The following is a 14,876-nucleotide window of genomic DNA, read 5'->3' as shown; positions in this document are numbered from 1 at the left end:
CGGCACCGAGACGGGCGCGCAAGACCTGGTGCAGGAGGGCCGGTTTCGGGGTCGCCACCCGCGTCGCTGCTCGGCTCCGGTTCCTCCAACTGCTCCCGCCACACCCGCCACTGCAGCGCTATCTCGTCCGCCACCAGCCGCCGCTGTGCCGGGCCCCACTCGTCCGCGCCCGGCGGGGAGAGGACCGGCAGACCCGCCTCGTACGCCGCCTCCGGCGGATCGTGCGGTTCCGGTACGTCCGGCGCCGCCACCGCCAGTTCCAGCGGCCACCCCGGGAGCGACGCGACGGCCGCCGACGGGGTCAGCTCCGCTTCCATGCCGCAGTCCCACGCGGCGATCGCGACCGCCACCGCCGACACATCCGCCACCGCCACCGTCCAGCGCGCGCCGTCGCCGTCCTGGCCGAGGACGAGGCCGTAGCCCTCCGGTGCGGGCGGCAGGCCGAGGGCCGCGCAGGACTCCGGGTAGTCGTCGCCGAGGGCGGCCGGGAACTGGGCGGGCGTCAGCAGCACCGCTGTGAGCACGTGCAATGCGTCGTCTCGTACGGTCACCGGCGCACCCTAACCGGCGGGTAACCCCGCAGTCGAGACCCGAGGGAACCCCCGGGCAGGGCCAAGGTCTCTAAGAGGATGAGGGACACCGACAGCGACACCGAAGCCGGAGACGAAAGGCGGGGTATGGACTCCAGGCAGCCAGGCCGGGACGAGGCGTTCACCGCCTTCGTGTCGAACCGCTATCCATCCCTGCTGCGCACCGGCCGGCTCCTCACCGGCACCGAGACGGGCGCGCAAGACCTGGTGCAGGAGGCGCTGCTGCGCACGTACCGCTCCTGGCGGCGGATCGGCAGGACCGAGGCCGCGGAGGCGTACACCCGGACCACCATGGTGCGGCTGCTGGGCAAGGACCGGCGGCGGCGCTGGAGCGGCGAGGTGCCCGCGGGCACGCTGCCGGAGGTACCGCAGCCAGGGCACGACGAGGCCGTCGCCACCCGGGTCGCGGTACGGGAGTTGCTGCGCTCGCTCCCGGCCGGCCAGCGGGCGGTGCTGGTGCTGCGCTACTACCACCAGCTCACCGAGCGCGAGGTCGCCGACCAGCTCGGCTGCTCACCGGGCACGGTCAAGAGCCGCGCCGCGCGGGCGCTTTCCGCGTTACGGGCCCGGGGGCTGCTCACCACCACCACAACGGCCGCCGAGCGGGAGGGTCAGCATGGACGAGAGGCGTGACGCCACGGCCGCGGACGCGGCCGTCGACAGCGAGCACGTGCGCCGGCTGCTGTCCGCGGCGGCCGAGCCGGACGGCGATTCTGGCGATCGGGCCGGCCCTCCGCGTCAGCGCACCACGCCGGGACCGGACTTGCTCGTCCGCGCCCGCCGCTCCCTGCGCCGCCGCCGCGCCGCCCTGGCGGCCGGGACCGCGGCCGCGCTGGCGGCCGTCGCCTTCGCCGGGACCACCACCGTCAACACATTCCGCGACGAAGCCGCCCCCACGCCCGCATCCGCCTCATGCGTCGAACAAGCTGCGGCCGACCTGCGCGGCTGGGTGGACAAGGGCTACCAGCCCCTCCACGTCACCGTCGGCGACGACAAGCGGATCCCGATGGACAACGGCACCACCCAGGGCTTCGGCTTCCGCGCCACCGCCAAGTCCTCCCTCACCGACACCCGCCCACCCGGCGGCCGGCTCTCCGTATGGAACCCGCTGCACCCCGAAGGCCTCCCCGACTCCACCGAGTTGGTGCTGCTGCTGCGCCAGGCGCGAGTGCAGCCGGAGGCAGGCGCGCGGCCCTATTACGACGTGGCGCCCCGCCCGGCGTACCCGGTGAGCGCCGACGGGAAGGTCACCCTGCCCTGCCAGGACGGCGACGGAGCAGCGGACCTGCAGCGCCTGCGCCACGCCCTCGGACAGCGGTGAGCGACCGCCGCCATCGGCAGGGCGGCGGCCGCTCGGCTCGCGGTCGTCAGGTGCGATAGGCCCAGAAGTCCTGGCCCTCGTTGCCCGTCAGGATGTCGATCAGCGGCTTGTTCTTCCTCTCGCCATCCGGCGAGCTGTGGTAGCTCAGCAGCGGCATGGTGCCGGAGAAGTCCGTGACCATCATGGTGTGCCCGGGCTCGTGCTCCTCGCCGTAGTTCGGTACGTCGTACTGCACGACGTCCGCCAGCAGCACGTCCCACACATTGCCGAGGTTGGTCACGCGCTCGGACTCATTCACCGCGAACCGCTGGAAGTTGGGCGCCCCGCCGAAGGTGTAGCTGTGCTGCGGCTTGCAGTACCACTCGCCGTCGCACCAGTCCTTCCACCACCACGCGTCGTCGTTGGTGTAGTAGCCGGACACCTCTTCCCAGCCGCCGGTGCGCAGCGCCCAGGAGACGAAGGTGGTGCAGTCGTTCTCGTCCGGCGTGTACGGCAGCTTGTCCCGGTCCTCCAGGGCGTAGCGCAGCGCCCAGTCGACCATCGCGCGGTAGTCGTAGCCGGCGGCCTTCGCGGCCTTCGTGGTCTGGCCGCCCCCGGCCATCCGCGTCTTGTTCGCGGCCGCGCGCTTGGCGGCGTTCTTCGCGAGCGCGGTCCGCATGGTGTCGGCGGTCTGCTCCGCCCGGTCCAGCTGGGCCGGGGAGAGCTTCTTCGGGACGCTCAGACCGCTGGCGTCGGGCGTGTGCACGGCGGCCAGGCGCCATTGCCCGCCGTCGCGCGTGAAGGTCAGGTCGTGCCGGGCCCGGTAGGCGTACGGGTCGGCCTGCCCCTGTGCGTACGTGAAGGAAGTCCGCTCCTCGACGCGGAGCTTCGCGGTGTCGCCGTCGGCGCGCACGGCGCCGGCCGGGACGACGTTCGTCTCGGCGGACGTGAACTCGGTGCCCGCCCGGTCGGCGATCTGCTTCTGTTGCTTACGTGCGGTCAGCCGGTCCTCGCGCACCTTGGCGAAGGCCTCGGTGACCGCCAGTTCCCGGGCGGCTTCGGTGGTCTTCGCCGCCGCCCCTGTCGTGCCGACGCGGAGCGCGTTCTCCCCCGCGAAGTAGGTCTGTGCGTCGCCCGCCAGCGCTGTGGCCTGCGGCTTTGCCGCCTGGGCCGGCGCCATGGCGAGTACGCCCCCCGCTACCCCCGTGACTACCGCGACCACCAAGGCGCGCCGCGGCAGCGTTGCTTTCGTTCCCACTCATACCCCCTGTGCCGGAGGCTCCCCCGTGTGCAAGCTCGCACCCGGGGGAGCGAACTGACTTGTTGAGTGATGCGAGTTGAACGTAGCAACGCCGCCCCGGGACTTGTCACGCCCCTGCCAACGCGGGGCTGAAAAGCGTCGATTCGGGGCCGAATCCCCGGGCTCGCGACAGCGCGCACAGCACAGGACTCAGAAGACGACCAGCGCCCGCCCGCCCTTGCCCGCCGTCATCGCCTCGAAGGCCGCCGGGATGCCCTCCAGCGCGATCCGGTCCGTCACCAGCCCGGCCAGGTCGAAGGCGCCGGAGCGGACGTGCTCGGCGATGACCGGGAGGTCGGCCAGCGGGTCGGCGTTGCCGTAGACGCAGCCGGAGAGGGTGCGGCCGAAGTGGAAGAGCTCGAGGGCGGAGAAGGTGACCTGCTGGTCCTTGCCGCCGATGCCGACGACCGTGGTGCGGCCGCCGCGGCGGGTCGAGGACCAGGCGGTACGGATCGTGTCCGCCCGGCCGACGCACTCCACGGCGACGTCGGCGCCGATGCCGCCGGTCAGCTTGCGGATCTCCTTGGCGGTGGTGTCGGAGGCGACGAGGAACTCCGTCGCGCCCGCCGCCCGCGCCAGCTCCTCCTTCGCCGGCGAGACGTCCACCGCCACGATCGTCCCCGCGCCCGCGATCCGGGCCGCCTGGAGGACCGCGAGCCCGACCCCGCCGACGCCGAACACCGCGACCGACTCCCCGGCCCGTACCCGCGCCGAGTTGTGCACCGCGCCCCATCCGGTGAGCACCGCGCAGCCGAGCAGCGCGGCGTCGGTGAGCGGGATGCCGGCGGGAAGCGCTATCGCGGCGTGCGCCGGGACGACCGTCTCCTCCGCGAAGGCGGCGGTGCCGAGGCCGGGGTAGAGGTCGCCGTCGCGCCAGCGGGCGTACGGGGCCGCGGCGGCCGCGCCCGCGTTGACGCACAGCCACACCTCGCCGAGGCCGCAGAAGTGGCAGTCGCCGCAGGACGGCGCCCAGTTGAGGACGACCTCGTCGCCCGGTCGTACGGAGGTGACGTCCTCGCCCACCGCGACCACCGTGCCCGCGCCCTCGTGGCCGAGGACGACGGGGGCGGGCTGGCGCAGCGTCCCGTTGGCCAGCGACAGGTCGGAGTGGCAGACGCCGGCCGCGGCCAGCCGGACCCGGATGTGGCCGGGGCCCGGGGCGGGCAGGTCGATCTCGGTGAGCTCGAGCGGGGCGTCGACGGCGGGGAGTACGGCGGCGCGGACCATGGGCGCGGATCTCTTTTCTGCGTAGGCGGAGGGCTGGTCAGAACTGCAGCGACTTGGTGTGCAGATACTCGGCGAGGCCATGCTCGCCCAGCTCCCGGCCCACGCCGGACTGCTTGTAACCGCCGAACGGCGCCCGCGGGTTGAAACGCCCGCCGTTGATGTCCACCTGCCCGGCCTCGAGGCGCCGCGCGAAGCGGCCCGCCTCGGCGCCGTCGGCCGCCCACACCGCGCCGGCCAGGCCGTACACGGTGCCGTTGGCGATGCGGACGGCGTCGTCCTCGTTCTCGTAGCGGAGGATCGAGAGCACCGGGCCGAAGATCTCCTCCTGCGCGATGGCCATCTGCGGGGTGACATCGGCGAAGACGGTCGGGCGGACGTAGTAGCCCTTCTCCAGGCCGTCGGGCGCCTCGGGGCCACCCGCGACCACGCGGGCGCCGTCGGCGATGCCGCGCTGGATGTAGCCGCGGACGCGGTCCCGCTGGGCGGCGTTGACCAGGGGGCCGACGCGCTCGCCCGGTACGTACTTCGCCACGGCGGCCGCGGCGAGGGAGATGGCCTCGTCGTACTGGTCGGCGTGCACCAGCATCCGGGTCCAGGCGCTGCAGGTCTGGCCGGAGTTGGCCATGACGTTGGCGACGCCAACGTTCACCGCCTTGGCGAGGTCGGCGGTCGGGAGGATGACATTGGCGGACTTGCCGCCGAGTTCGAGGGCGACCGGCTTCACGGCGGCGCCGGCGACGGCGCCGATGCGCTTGCCGACGGCGGTGGAGCCCGTAAAGGAGATCAGGTCCGTGTCGCGGTGCTCGGCCAGCGCCTGGCCCGCGACCGGGCCGAGGCCGGTGACGAGGTTGAAGACGCCGGCCGGGAAGCCGGCGGCCTCGACGCACTCCGCGAAGAGCTGGGCGACCAGCGGGGTGTCCTCGGCGGGCTTGAGCACGACGGTGCAGCCGGCGGCGAGGGCGGGGGCGACCTTGGCGACGATCTGGTGGAGCGGGTAGTTCCAGGGGGTGATCGCGCCTACGACGCCGAGGGGTTCGTGGATGACCGTGGAGTTGCCGATCTGCTCCTCGAACGGGTACGAGGCGGCGAGCTCGGCGTACGAGCCGGCGACCAGGACCGGCAGGCCCGCGTGCACCTTCTGGGAGAAGACGAGCGGGGAGCCGAGCTCGGCGGTGACGGTCTCGGCGATCTCGTCGGCGCGGTGCGCGAGTTGGTCGCGCAGGTTAGTGAGCAGCTCCGCCCGCTGCGCCGGGGGCGTGGCGGCCCAGGCCGGGAAGGCGGCGCGGGCGGCGCGCACGGCGTCGTCGACGTCCTGGGCGTTGCCTGCCGGGACCTCGGCAAGGAGCTGTTCGTCGGCGGGGTTGATGACCTCGATACGGTCCTCGCCTGCGGCAGGCCGCCAGGTTCCGTTGATGAACAGGGCGTTGTGTGCTTGCACGATTGCGTCCCTCCGGGGCGGGTTGCTGCGCCGGCGCTCACTTTAGCGATGGGTACGCCGACCGGCCTCCAAACTAGCGGTGCTAGTTTCTGCCGCACACCCCGTACCGACGTGCGCTGCATCACGGTCACGGCCGCGACGGCCCCGTACGAGCGGCAGGCCCGCCGCCCCCGCCGCGGTCACCAGCAGTCCGCCGAGCATCGCGAACGGTGCCGCCGTCCCCGCCACACCCGCCACCAGCCCCGCGCTCGCGGGCGCCGCGATCTGCCCGAGCCGGTTACCCGACAGCCGCAGCGCCAGCGCCGTCGAGCGCGCCTCCGGCGGCGCCGCCTGGACCACCGTCGTCATCGACAGCGGCTGGCCGACGCCGAGGAAGAAGCCGAGCAGGGTCAGCGCCACCGCCAGCGCCCACACCGGGACCGGCATCACCAGCAGCACGCACAGCCCCGCCGACAGCGCGCAGCTCACCACCAGCAGCACGTCCCGGCCCAGCAGCCGCGCCATCGGCGGCAGCGCCACCCGGCACAGCACCGAAGCGCCCGCGCGCAGGCTGAGCAGCACGCCGACGACCGCCGGCGCGATGCCGCGCTCCTCCCCCACCACCGGGAGATACGCGGTGAGGATGTCGGCCGCGGACAGCACCGCCAGCGACGTATAGATACCGCCGGGCACGCCGCGCGTCCGCAGGATGCGGTGGACCGGGACCTTCGCCGCCTCCCGTCCGGCCTTCCCCGGCGCCCCGGCGCCGCTCCGCTCGATCCGCCACATCGCGGCGTACGCGCACACCGCCACCGCCGCCGACACCAGCAGCGCCAGCGCGCTCGTACGGGCCATGTGCCCGTCCCGCTCGTCCACCAGCACGCCCGCCGCGATCGGCCCGACGAGCTGGCCGAGCGAGGCGCCGATCGTGAAGTGGCCGAAGTTGCGGTCGTGGTCGTCCGGGCCCGACTGGCGGGCCACCAGCGACTGCGCGCCGATGACGAAGACCAGGTGGCCGAGGCCCATCACCGCGCTCCACGCGGCCATCGCGGCCAGCGAGTTCGCGAGGCCGCTGAGCGCGCAGCCGATGCCGATCAGCGCGACGCCGACCGGCAGCAGCGGCGCGCAGCGGCCGTGGTCCGTACGGCGGCCGAGGGGGACGGCCGCGAGCAGCGGGAGCACGGCGTAGACGCCCGCGATGATGCCGACGGCGCGGGCGTCGGCGCCCAGGGCGAGGGCCCGGTAGGAGACGGCCGGCCGCGCCATGCTCACCGCGCCCTGCGCGAAGGCGAAGGTGATCACGAGGCGGAGCAGCCAGCCCCTGCCGGGCCCGGTGCCTGGTCCTGACACTTATGACCTCACACGATTCCGAACAGCAGACCCGCGCCCAGCACCACCAGCGAGGTCAGCACGGCCCACTTCACGGTGAACCTGGTGTGGTCGCCGAACTCCACCTTCGCAAGACCGACGAGCACGTACACCGCCGGGACCAGCGGGCTGGACATGTGCAGCGGCTGGCCGACCAGCGAGGCCCGGGCGATCTCGACCGGGTCGACGCCGTGGTGCGCGCCGGCCTCGGCGAGGATCGGGACGACACCGAAGTAGAAGCCGTCGTTCGACATCAGGTACGTGAACGGGATCGACAGGATGCCGGTGATGAGCGCCATGTGCGGGCCCATGCTGTCCGGGATGGCGCCGACGACGGTCTTGGCCATCTCGTCGACCATGCCGGTGCCGGTCAGCACGCCGGTGAAGACGGCGGCGGCGAAGACCATGCCGGAGACGTTGATGATGTTGTCCGAGTGCGCGGCGATGCGCTCCTTCTGCTGCGCCACGTGCGGGAAGTTCACGGTGAGCGCGAGGGCGGCGCCGAGGAGGAACAGGACCGGGATCGGCAGCACCTCCATGATCAGCAGGGTGAGCAGCGCGACGACCATGGCGGCGTTGACCCAGTAGAGCCTGGGCCGCAGCGTCGGCCGGTTCGGGTCGAGGATGACCGAGCTGCGGTCCTCCTCGGACCCGTCGGCGTCGGTTCCGCTCCCCGCGCCGCCGGTGCCCTTCTTCGTACGGTCCTCGCCGCCGCCGGCGCCGACCAGCACGGTCTCCGGCTCCGGCTCCAGCACCTCGTCCAGCGTCAGCGTGCCGAGCCGGCGCCGCTCCTTGAGGCCGAGGAAGTACGCGAGGACGAAGACGAACAGCAGGCCCATCGCCAGCGCCGGGATCATCGGCACGAAGATGTCGCTCGCGTCCAGCTTCAGCGCGGTGGCGGCGCGGGCGGTGGGGCCGCCCCACGGGAGGGTGTTCATGACGCCGTTCGCGGTGGCGGCGACGCCCGTCAGCACGACGAGGCTCATCTTCAGCTTCCGGTACAGCGGCAGCATCGCCGAGACCGTGATCATGAAGGTGGTGGAGCCGTCGCCGTCCAGCGACACGATCGCGGCGAGCACCGCGGTGCCGATGACGATCCTCAGCGGGTCCGCTTTGCAGAACTTCAGGATGCCGCGGACGATCGGGTCGAAGAGCCCGACATCGATCATGATCCCGAAGAAGATGATCGCGAACATCAGCATCGCGGCGGTGGGCGCAAGATCCGCGATGCCGTCGATGACGTAGTCACCGAGGTGCGCGCCCTTCCCCGCGATGACGCAGAAGACCGCCGGGATGAGCACCAGGGAGGCGATCGGGGACATCTTCTTCATCATGATCAGCGTGAGGAAACACGCGATCATGGCAAAGCCGAGGATTGTCAGCATGGGGGGACTGCCTAACGTGCGACATTGAACGCGATGACGACGACGTTAAGCAGCGCTTACATCTTCGGACAAGGGGTTCAGCCGAGACCAAAACGAGCAAAACCCCAGGTCAGAGCATTCACGCAGGTGAGACCTGAACCGGGAACCCGTTCAGCACCGACGTCCCGGAGAGCGGATCGAGGCGGCTGCCGTCGAGCAGCTGGTTGACATTGACCCCGGGCGCCCGCGCCGCGACCCGCATCCGCGTACCCGGCCGGTCGTGCCCCCACCCGTGCGGCAGGCTGACCACTCCGGGCCGCATCTCGTCGGTCACCTCCACCTCGGCGGCGACCTCTCCGCCGTCGCCCTTGACCGCTGCCGTACCGCCGTCGGCGAGCCCGAGGCGGGTGGCGTCCTCGGGGTGGACTTGCAGCGTGCAGCGGTTGGAGCCGCCGGTCAGCGCGGGGACGTTGTGCATCCAGCTGTTGTTGGACCGCAGATGGCGGCGGCCGATCAGCACGAGACCGCCGTTCGCCCGTACCGCCAGCGCCGCCCGCAAACGCGGCACATCCGCGGCGACCGGCGCCGGGCACAGCTCGACCTTCCCCGACGGCGTCCGCAGGATCTCCCCCAGCCGCGGCTTCAGCGGCCCGAGGTCGATGCCGTGCGGGCTGGCCTTCAGCCGGTCGAGCGTCAGCCCCTCCGGGTCGGCCCCGAAGCCCTCTCCGTACGGGCCGAGCCGCAGCCGCAGGTCGAGCTGCCGCTCGTATCCGGTGGCCCCGGTCAGCCGTCCGGCCAGCGCGTCCGGGTCCTGCCCGTGCACCGGCGAGTGCGGGTCGCCGACTGCCTGCCGCAGCCCGTGCCCGATCACCAGGTCGTCCACCCCGCCCGGATCGCCGTCGACCGGCAGCCCGCCGAGCACCATGGCGATCCGGGCGAGGATCTCGCTCTCGTCCGGGCGGCCGGGCTCCAGCGGTACGGCGGCGGGCGAGTAGCGGGCGTTGTCGCGTACCGAGATCCGGCTGAAGGCGACGTCGTAGTGCGGCGATTGCGAGGGGCGCGGCGGCGGCAGCACGACGTGCGCGTGGCGGGTGGTCTCGTTCAGATACGGGTCGACGCTGACCATGAAGTCCAGCGAGCCCAGCGCCCGGTCGAGGCGGTCGCCGTCGGGGGCGGAGAGGACCGGGTTGCCGGCGATGGTGAGCAGGGCGCGCAGCCGCCCCTCCCCCGGGGTGTCGATCTCCTCGGCGAGAGCGGCGAGGGGGAACTCGTTCATCACCTCGGGGTGCCCGGAGACCCGGCTGTGCCAGCGGCCGACCTTGAAGCCCTTGCCCGGCTTCGGCGGCCGCGGCGCCCGGCCGGTGGCGGACTGCGGGAAGAGCACGCCGCCGGGCCGGTCGAGGTTGCCGGTGAGGACGTTGAGCACGTCGACGAGCCAGCTGGCCACGGTGCCGTATTCGGTGGTGGTCGAGCCCATCCGCCCGTACACCGCCGCCCGGTCCGCGTCGGCGAGCTCGCGGGCGAGGCCGCGGATCTCGGCGGCGGGCACGTCGCAGTACGCCGCCACGGCTTCCGGCGTGAAGTCGGCGGCGAGCGCCCGCAGTTCATCGAGGCCGGTGATCCGCTCGCTCAGCTCGCCGAGCGCCACCAGTCCTTCCTCGAACAGCACCTGCACCATCGCGAAGAGCAGCGCGGCGTCCGTCCCAGGGCGCGGCGCGATGTGCCGGTCCGCCAGCCGCGCCGTGCGGGTGCGCTTCGGGTCCACGACGATCAGGCGGCCGCCGCGCCGCCGCAGCGCCTTCAGCTTCCCGGGGAAGTCGGCGGCGGTGGCGAGGCTGCCGTTGGAGACGACCGGGTTGGCGCCGATGACCAGGAGGTGGTCGGTGCGGTCCAGGTCAGGGACGGGGAAGGCGAGCGGATTGCCGTAGAGGTAGCCGCAGGCGACCTGCTTGGGCATCTGGTCGACGGTGCTGGCGGTGTAGAGGTTGCGGCCGCCGAGGGCCTGCATGATGACCGGCGGATAGAGGGCGCCGGCGATGGTGTGCACGTTGGGGTTGCCGAGCATGACGCCGAGCGCCTCGGTGCCGTGCGCGTCGAGGACTTCGCGCAGGCCCGCCTCGACCGCGGCGAAGGCCTCCGCCCACGTCGCCTCGTGCAGCTCGCCGTCCTTGTCCCGGACGAGCGGCCCGGTGAGCCGGTCCGTATCGCCGTCCAGCTCGCCGAAGGCGGCGCCCTTGGGGCAGATGAATCCGGCGCTGAACACGTCCTCGCGGTCGCCGCGGGCCCCGGTGACGCGGCCGTCCTCGATGGTGAGCGTGAGGCCGCAAGTGGCCTCGCACAGCGGGCAGATGCGCAGGGCGGTGTCGGACATCGCTCTCCCTAAGAGACGGGGCGGCGCAGCATTAAGCGAACGCTCGTGCTCCTTTCTACGTGACGGTAGTGCCTGCCCCGCCCCACGGCCAGCCCCTTGCGCGAGGCGCAGCTCTTGACCTTCGCCGCGACCCATTCCTATGGTCACCTATAGGAATCGATACGAGGAGCGCCATGACCAGCAGCGTCGAGCAGTCGCGGAAGGCCGCCGAGGCCCTTTCGTACCTCTCCGGATTCGGCAATCAGCACAGCAGCGAGGCCGTCCCCGGCGCTCTCCCGATCGGCCGCAACTCCCCCCAGCGCGCTCCCCTCGGCCTCTACGCCGAGCAGCTCTCCGGCGCCGCCTTCACCGAGCCGCGCGCCCACAACCGCCGCTCGTGGCTGTACCGCATCCGCCCCTCCGCCGCCCACCCGCCGTACCACCGCATCGACTCCGGCGGCATCACCGGCGCCCCCTTCACCGAATCCACCCCCGACCCGAACCGCCTCCGCTGGAACCCGCTCCCGGAGCCGGAAGCCGGCACGGACTTCCTCGCCGGGCTGTGGACCCTCGGCGGCAACGGCGACGCCACCCAGCGCACCGGCATGGCCATCCACCTCTACGCGGCCAACGCCTCCATGACGGACCGGGTGTTCGGCGACGCCGACGGCGAGCTGCTGATCGTGCCGGAGCACGGCGGGCTGCTGCTGCGCACGGAGTTCGGGCTGCTGCGCGCCGAGCCGGGGCACGTGGCGCTGATCCCGCGCGGCGTCCGCTTCCGCGTCGAGCTCCTCGACGCGTACGCACGCGGCTACGTCTGCGAGAACTACGGCCAGCCCTTCACCCTCCCCGACCTGGGCCCGATCGGTGCCAACGGCCTGGCCAATCCGCGCGACTTCCTCGCCCCGCAGGCGGCGTACGAGGAGGTGGAGGGCCCGGTCGAGGTGGTGAACAAGTTCTGCGGCAACCTGTGGTCGGCGACGTACGACCACTCGCCGCTGGACGTCGTCGCCTGGCACGGCAACCACGTCCCGTACGTCTACGACCTGCGCCGCTTCAATGTGATGGGCACGATCAGCTACGACCACCCGGACCCGTCGATCTTCACGGTGCTGACCTCCCCCTCCGACACCCCGGGCCTGGCGGGCGTGGATTTCGTGGTCTTCGCCCCGCGCTGGCTGGTCGGCGAGGACACCTTCCGCCCGCCGTACTTCCACCGGAACGTGATGAGCGAGTACATGGGCCTGATCGAGGGCGCGTACGACGCGAAGGCGGAGGGCTTCGTGCCGGGCGGCGGGTCGCTGCACAACATGATGTCGGCGCACGGCCCCGACCGGGAGACCTTCGACAAGGCGTCGGCCGCGGACCTGAAGCCGCAGAAGATCGACGACGGCCTGGCGTTCATGTTCGAGACCCGCTGGCCCGTCACGCTCACGCCGCAGGCCGCGCACGCCGAGCACCTGCAGCGCGGCTACGACGATGTGTGGCTGGGGCTGGCGAAGAACTTCCGGCCATGAGCACGTTCGCCCCGGACTCCCTGGAGCTGAACCGCAAGCTCCCGCTCTGGTACCAGATCTCGCAGTCGCTGCGGGCGTCCATCCTCGGCCGCCCGCCCGACTCCCCGCTCCGGCTGCCCACGGAGGAGCAGTTGGCCCAGCACTACGGGGTCAGCGTGCTGACGCTCCGCCAGGCGCTCAAGGAGCTGGAGTCCGAGGGCCTGATCACCCGCCACCGCCGGCACGGCACCTTCATCGCCGCCGGCGCCCGGCGGGCGACGCCGGTCCGGCTGCTGGGCTCGGTCGACGCGATCGTGGCCCAGCAGTCCGGCGACCCGGCGACGGTCCTGGGCCACGGCCTGGCCCCTGTCCCGGACGATGTCCGGGACTACTTCCCGGACACGGACGAGGTGATGACCTACCGCCGTCTCCGCCGCGACGCGGAGACCGGCGAGCCGGTCAACTGGGCGGAGAACGCGGTCCGGGCGGAATACGCGGACGCCATCAAGGTCGCGGACCTGGAGCGCTGGCCGATGACCAAGGTGCTGCGCGACGTCGTCGGCGTCCGCATCGCCCGTATCACGGACACCGTGGAGGCCCGCCTCGCCGACCCGGAGACGGCGCGGCTGCTCGAAGTCCCGCTGGTGAGCCCGGTGCTGTACTACACGGGCGTGCTCTACGACCCGGACGGCCGGGTCGTGGACGTGGCCCGGATCCGCTACCGCGGCGATAAGTTCTCCTTCAGCGTGACCCTCGACGCGGACTAGGCGTCCGGCTTCCGGTCCAGCAGCTCCTCGATCTCCGCCCACCGCTCGTCGTCGTCCAGCGCCCCCCGCGCCAGCAGATAGAAGCTCCGCTCGCACAGCCCCGCCAGCTCCGCCTTGCTGATCTCCGGCGCCGCCAGCCAGCCGAGAACGGCCTCCTCCATGTACGCGAGCCACGCGGTCACCGTCAGCCGCACCGCCGGGGTCAGCTCGACGCCCACCCCCTCGATCGCGCCGACGATCCAGCCGCCGATCGCCGCCCGCGAGCTGGTGTGCAGCGCGCGGACGTCGGCGCCGCGGTTCAGCCGGGTCACCGCCTGATAGATCGTCGGGAACCGGGACACGTAATCGATGAAGGTCCTGATGCCCGCGCGCAGTTGCTCCCGCGGGCTTTCCTTCGGATCCGGCCGTACGTGCTCGAGCAGCTCGGTCGCCGCCATCTCCAGCACCGCCTGGCGGAACTTGCGCTGCGAGCCGAAGTAGTGGAACAGCAGGCCGGGCGACACCCCGGCCTCCCCCGCCACCGCCTCCACCGAGACGTCGTCGATCGGCGTGCGCTCCAGGATCCGACGGGCGGCGTCGAGGATCTGCTGCTGCCGGTCGCCCGGGAGCATGCGGGAGCGCGAAGAGGTGCGGGAGCGCGAGCGCGGTCGTTCCATGCGCCCAGTCTATTGACAGCCACTCAACAGTCTCTACTGTTGAGTAACCCTCAATAAGCCGAGCCGCCGGCTGGAGCCGCTATGAAGAAGAGCGATGAGCACGACGACCTGGTCCTGACCCCGCGCGACGTCCACTTCGACTGGGAGTCGCTGCCGCTGCACTGGATCCCCCGCCAGCCGCACGCCACGAACATCATCAACGTCCTGCACCTGCTGCTCCCCGAGGGCGAGCGCTGGTTCGTGAAGGTCTTCCAGCAGACGATGCCGCTGATCAAGGACGAGGAACTGCGCGCCCGCGTCCTCGGCTTCACCGGCCAGGAGGCCATGCACGCCGAGGCGCACCAGGGCGTGCTGGACCACCTGATGGCGAAGGACGTGCGCATCGAGCCGTATCTGGCGCAGGTCGAATACCTCTTCCAGCACGTACTCGGCGACAAGCCGGGCCTCAGCCGCCGCCGGCGGCGGGCGTATCTCGTCGAGCGGGTCGCGATCATCGCGGGCATCGAGCACTTCACCGCGTTCCTCGGCGACTGGATCCTCAACGCCGAGGCCCTCGACCGGGCGGGCGCCGACCCGACGATGCTGGACCTGCTGCGCTGGCACGGCGCCGAGGAGGTCGAGCACCGGGCGGTCGCGTACGACCTGCTGCGCCATCTCGACCGCAGCTATGTGCGCCGGATACGGGCGATGGTCATCGCCACCTCGACGCTGGGGAAGCTGTGGGTGCGCGGCACCCGGCACATGATCGCCGTCGATCCCGAGCTCCCGCCGGGGGCGAAGGCGAGCTGGCTCGCCGCGGCGCGGGCCGCGCGGAAGGGGCTGCTCCCCGACGCGGTGAGGCTGGTCCGATCCGTGCTGCGCTACTTCAGCCCGGGTTACCACCCGAGCCAGGAGGGCTCGACGAGGCAGGCGATCGCCTACCTCGGCTCGTCGCCGGCCGCCCGCGCGGCAGCGCACTGAGCCCAGCCCGGGCCGGCGACCGACGAAGCCCGGGCCTGCGCCCCCAGCCACCGCCCCGACGCCCCCGGAGATCTGCGATGC

General features: G+C 72.3%; 12 protein-coding genes and 1 pseudogene. 5 read left to right on the top strand and 8 right to left on the bottom strand.

Annotated elements, in window-relative coordinates; genetic code table 11:
• Positions 1-551 (bottom strand): annotated as a pseudogene (locus G5C51_RS32235) (hypothetical protein); the annotation flags it as partial.
• Between the two features lie 126 nt (positions 552-677).
• Between G5C51_RS32235 and G5C51_RS32230 the strand changes: the two are divergent.
• A complete protein-coding gene (locus G5C51_RS32230; protein WP_165242605.1) occupies positions 678-1,223 on the top strand; it encodes a SigE family RNA polymerase sigma factor in 546 nt (181 codons plus the stop codon).
• Positions 1,207-1,911: a hypothetical protein gene (locus G5C51_RS32225; protein WP_165242603.1), complete on the top strand. Its 705-nt coding sequence runs from the start codon at positions 1,207-1,209 to the stop codon at positions 1,909-1,911. The genes G5C51_RS32230 and G5C51_RS32225 overlap by 17 nt, the downstream gene beginning before the upstream one ends.
• A gap of 46 nt (positions 1,912-1,957) precedes the next feature.
• Here the strand turns inward: G5C51_RS32225 and G5C51_RS32220 are convergent, their stop codons facing one another.
• From G5C51_RS32220 to G5C51_RS32195, 6 genes are all read right to left on the bottom strand, one after another.
• Complete coding sequence (locus G5C51_RS32220; protein ID WP_165242601.1) at positions 1,958-3,070, bottom strand: amidase domain-containing protein; 1,113 nt, start codon at positions 3,068-3,070, stop codon at positions 1,958-1,960.
• A 270-nt stretch (positions 3,071-3,340) separates the two neighbouring features.
• Positions 3,341-4,417 carry a zinc-binding dehydrogenase gene (locus G5C51_RS32215; protein ID WP_165242599.1) on the bottom strand — a complete coding sequence of 359 codons (1,077 nt, stop codon included), beginning with the start codon at positions 4,415-4,417 and terminating at the stop codon, positions 3,341-3,343.
• Positions 4,418-4,454: 37 nt separating this feature from the next.
• Complete coding sequence (locus G5C51_RS32210) at positions 4,455-5,855, bottom strand: aldehyde dehydrogenase family protein (protein ID WP_165242597.1); 1,401 nt, start codon at positions 5,853-5,855, stop codon at positions 4,455-4,457.
• Between the two features lie 42 nt (positions 5,856-5,897).
• Complete coding sequence (locus G5C51_RS32205; RefSeq protein WP_206314569.1) at positions 5,898-7,100, bottom strand: MFS transporter; 1,203 nt, start codon at positions 7,098-7,100, stop codon at positions 5,898-5,900.
• 92 nt (positions 7,101-7,192) lie between these two features.
• Positions 7,193-8,587 carry a CitMHS family transporter gene (locus tag G5C51_RS32200; RefSeq protein WP_165242593.1) on the bottom strand — a complete coding sequence of 465 codons (1,395 nt, stop codon included), beginning with the start codon at positions 8,585-8,587 and terminating at the stop codon, positions 7,193-7,195.
• A gap of 118 nt (positions 8,588-8,705) precedes the next feature.
• The gene (locus tag G5C51_RS32195) at positions 8,706-10,937 is read right to left on the bottom strand and encodes a molybdopterin oxidoreductase family protein (RefSeq protein WP_165242591.1); all 2,232 of its coding nucleotides are present in this window, start codon (positions 10,935-10,937) and stop codon (positions 8,706-8,708) included.
• Between the two features lie 173 nt (positions 10,938-11,110).
• On the opposite strand from G5C51_RS32195, the gene hmgA reads away from it, so the two are divergent.
• Both hmgA and G5C51_RS32185 read left to right on the top strand, forming a co-directional pair.
• Entirely contained in the window at positions 11,111-12,433 is a 1,323-nt protein-coding gene (gene hmgA, locus G5C51_RS32190) for a homogentisate 1,2-dioxygenase (RefSeq protein ID WP_165242589.1), read from the top strand.
• On the top strand, positions 12,430-13,179 hold the full coding sequence (locus tag G5C51_RS32185) for a GntR family transcriptional regulator (RefSeq protein WP_165242587.1): 750 nt from the start codon (positions 12,430-12,432) through the stop codon (positions 13,177-13,179). Before hmgA ends, G5C51_RS32185 begins: the two co-directional genes overlap by 4 nt.
• On the opposite strand, the gene G5C51_RS32180 is transcribed toward G5C51_RS32185, so the two are convergent.
• Complete coding sequence (locus G5C51_RS32180; RefSeq protein ID WP_165242585.1) at positions 13,176-13,835, bottom strand: TetR/AcrR family transcriptional regulator; 660 nt, start codon at positions 13,833-13,835, stop codon at positions 13,176-13,178. The genes G5C51_RS32185 and G5C51_RS32180 overlap by 4 nt on opposite strands.
• An 81-nt stretch (positions 13,836-13,916) precedes the next feature.
• Here G5C51_RS32180 and G5C51_RS32175 point away from each other — a divergent pair, with 81 nt between their 5' ends.
• A complete protein-coding gene (locus G5C51_RS32175; protein WP_165242583.1) occupies positions 13,917-14,795 on the top strand; it encodes a metal-dependent hydrolase in 879 nt (292 codons plus the stop codon).
• Positions 14,796-14,876 lie beyond the last annotated feature (81 nt).

The organism is Streptomyces coryli, assembly GCF_011044975.1.
In the GTDB taxonomy this organism is placed as follows: domain Bacteria; phylum Actinomycetota; class Actinomycetes; order Streptomycetales; family Streptomycetaceae; genus Streptomyces; species Streptomyces coryli.
This window is presented reverse-complemented; position numbering and strand designations above follow the sequence as displayed.

Excerpts from the sequence above, each read along its gene's own strand:
- G5C51_RS32185 (WP_165242587.1), top strand. The coding sequence starts at position 12,430 with ATGAGCACGTTCGCCCCGGACTCCCTGGAGCTGAACCGCAAGCTCCCG.
- G5C51_RS32205 (WP_206314569.1), bottom strand. The coding sequence starts at position 7,100 with ATGGCGCGGCCGGCCGTCTCCTACCGGGCCCTCGCCCTGGGCGCCGAC.
- G5C51_RS32200 (WP_165242593.1), bottom strand. The coding sequence starts at position 8,587 with ATGCTGACAATCCTCGGCTTTGCCATGATCGCGTGTTTCCTCACGCTG.
- G5C51_RS32225 (WP_165242603.1), top strand. The coding sequence starts at position 1,207 with ATGGACGAGAGGCGTGACGCCACGGCCGCGGACGCGGCCGTCGACAGC.
- G5C51_RS32215 (WP_165242599.1), bottom strand. The coding sequence starts at position 4,417 with ATGGTCCGCGCCGCCGTACTCCCCGCCGTCGACGCCCCGCTCGAGCTC.
- G5C51_RS32180 (WP_165242585.1), bottom strand. The coding sequence starts at position 13,835 with ATGGAACGACCGCGCTCGCGCTCCCGCACCTCTTCGCGCTCCCGCATG.
- G5C51_RS32195 (WP_165242591.1), bottom strand. The coding sequence starts at position 10,937 with ATGTCCGACACCGCCCTGCGCATCTGCCCGCTGTGCGAGGCCACTTGC.
- G5C51_RS32220 (WP_165242601.1), bottom strand. The coding sequence starts at position 3,070 with ATGGCGCCGGCCCAGGCGGCAAAGCCGCAGGCCACAGCGCTGGCGGGC.
- hmgA (WP_165242589.1), top strand. The coding sequence starts at position 11,111 with ATGACCAGCAGCGTCGAGCAGTCGCGGAAGGCCGCCGAGGCCCTTTCG.
- G5C51_RS32230 (WP_165242605.1), top strand. The coding sequence starts at position 678 with ATGGACTCCAGGCAGCCAGGCCGGGACGAGGCGTTCACCGCCTTCGTG.
- G5C51_RS32175 (WP_165242583.1), top strand. The coding sequence starts at position 13,917 with ATGAAGAAGAGCGATGAGCACGACGACCTGGTCCTGACCCCGCGCGAC.